The following is a 2500-nucleotide window of genomic DNA, read 5'->3' on the forward strand; positions in this document are numbered from 1 at the left end:
ATCCAAAGGATTGCGCTGGTGATGGGCATAAGGAATGAGAACGATCAAGCCGATCGAACTATTAGTACCGGTAAGCTTCAAGCGTTGCCGCTCTTCCACACCCGGCCTATCAACGTGGTCGTCTTCCACGGTTCTCAGGGAATACTCGTTTTAAGGTGGGTTTCCCGCTTAGATGCCTTCAGCGGTTATCCCGTCCGGATATAGCTACCCTGCTATGCGGCTGGCGCCACAACAGGTCCACCAGAGATCCGTCCATCCCGGTCCTCTCGTACTAGGGACAGATCCTTTCAATATTCCTACACCCACGGCAGATAGGGACCGAACTGTCTCACGACGTTCTGAACCCAACTCACGTACCGCTTTAAATGGCGAACAGCCATACCCTTGGGACCTGCTCCAGCCCCAGGATGCGATGAGTCGACATCGAGGTGCCAAACAACCCCGTCGATATGGACTCTTGGGGGTCATCAGCCTGTTATCCCCGGCGTACCTTTTATCCGTTGAGCGATGGCCCTTCCACGCGGGACCACCGGATCACTATGACCGACTTTCGTCTCTGCTCGACTTGTCAGTCTCGCAGTCAGGCAGGCTTATGCCATTGCACTCAGCGAACGATTTCCGACCGTTCTGAGCCCACCATCGCGCGCCTCCGTTACTCTTTAGGAGGCGACCGCCCCAGTCAAACTACCCACCATACATTGTCCCGGACCCGGATAACGGGCCGCGGTTAGACATCCATAGTGATAAGGGTGGTATTTCAAGGGTGGCTCCACCTGAGCTGGCGCCCAGGTTTCAAAGCCTACCACCTATCCTACACATGCCACTACGAATGCCAATGTAAAGCTATAGTAAAGGTGCACGGGGTCTTTCCGTCTAACCGCAGGAACCCCGCATCTTCACGGGGAATTCAATTTCACTGAGTCTATGCTGGAGACAGCGGGGAAGTCGTTACGCCATTCGTGCAGGTCGGAACTTACCCGACAAGGAATTTCGCTACCTTAGGACCGTTATAGTTACGGCCGCCGTTTACTGGGGCTTCGATTCAGAGCTTGCACCCCTCCTCTTAACCTTCCAGCACCGGGCAGGCGTCAGACCCTATACGTCGTCTTGCGACTTCGCAGAGCCCTGTGTTTTTGATAAACAGTCGCTACCCCCTGGTCTGTGCCACCCTCCTCCACTTGCGTGGAAAAGGGTCACGCTTCTTCCGAAGTTACGCGTGCAATTTGCCGAGTTCCTTCAGCATAGTTCTCTCAAGCGCCTTGGTATACTCTACCAGTCCACCAGTGTCGGTTTCGGGTACGGTCTATAAGGAGGAGCTATTTCCTGGAACCACGCAGCAGCCCTTTCAATCCGATAAGATTGGACTACCTCAATGATCCGTCACTTCCTCCAGGCCCACGAATATTAACGTGGTTCCCATCGTCTACGCATTTCTGCCTCGACTTAGGGGCCGGCTAACCCTGCTCAGATTAGCTTTAAGCAGGAACCCTTGGACTTTCGGCGGGGGAGTCTCTCACTCCCCTTACGTTACTCATGTCAGCATTCGCACTTCTGATACCTCCACCACCCCTCACGGGTATGGCTTCATCAGCTTACAGAACGCTCCGCTACCGCTCGTGATTGCTCACGAACCCTAAGCTTCGGTGTATGGCTTGAGCCCCGTTACATTTTCGGCGCAAAGACCCTTATTTAGACCAGTGAGCTGTTACGCTTTCTTTAAATGATGGCTGCTTCTAAGCCAACATCCTGGTTGTTTTGGGATCCTCACATCCTTTCCCACTTAGCCATAACTTGGGGACCTTAGCTGTAGGTCAGGGTTGTTTCCCTTTTCACGACGGACGTTAGCACCCGCCGTGTGTCTGCCGACTAGTACTCCCAGGTATTCGGAGTTTGGTTAGGTTTGGTAATCCGGTGAGGACCCCTAGCCCATCCAGTGCTCTACCCCCTGGGGTATTCGGTCGACGCTCTACCTAAATAGATTTCGCGGAGAACCAGCTATTTCCGAGTTTGATTGGCCTTTCACCCCTAGCCACAAGTCATCCCGAACTATTGCAACAGTTATGGGTTCGGTCCTCCAGTAAGTGTTACCTTACCTTCAACCTGCTCATGGCTAGATCACTCGGTTTCGGGTCTAATGCGACGAACTGAACGCCCTGTTCAGACTCGCTTTCGCTGCGCCTACACCTAGCGGTTTAAGCTTGCTCGTCACACTAAGTCGCTGACCCATTATACAAAAGGTACGTGGTCACCCAGGACGAACCTTGGACTCCCACTGTTTGTAGGCAATCGGTTTCAGGTACTCTTTCACTCCCCTTGTCGGGGTGCTTTTCACCTTTCCCTCACGGTACTAGTTCGCTATCGGTCATGCACGAGTACTTAGGCTTGGAGGGTGGTCCCCCCAATTTCAGACAGGATTTCACGTGTCCCGCCTTACTCGAGGACGATGATTTGCATTACGCGTACGGGGCTGTCACCCACTATGGCCCTACTTTCCAGAAGG

General features: G+C 53.4%; 1 rRNA gene (cut by a window edge). It reads right to left on the reverse strand.

Going from position 1 to position 2500, the window contains the following annotated elements:
* Nucleotides 1–40: 40 nt before the first annotated feature.
* Nucleotides 41–2500 (reverse strand): 23S ribosomal RNA (locus tag CIT25_RS19180); it runs 349 nt beyond the window's last position.

Origin of the sequence: Mesorhizobium mediterraneum, assembly GCF_002284565.1 — a bacterium.
Taxonomy (GTDB): domain Bacteria; phylum Pseudomonadota; class Alphaproteobacteria; order Rhizobiales; family Rhizobiaceae; genus Mesorhizobium; species Mesorhizobium mediterraneum.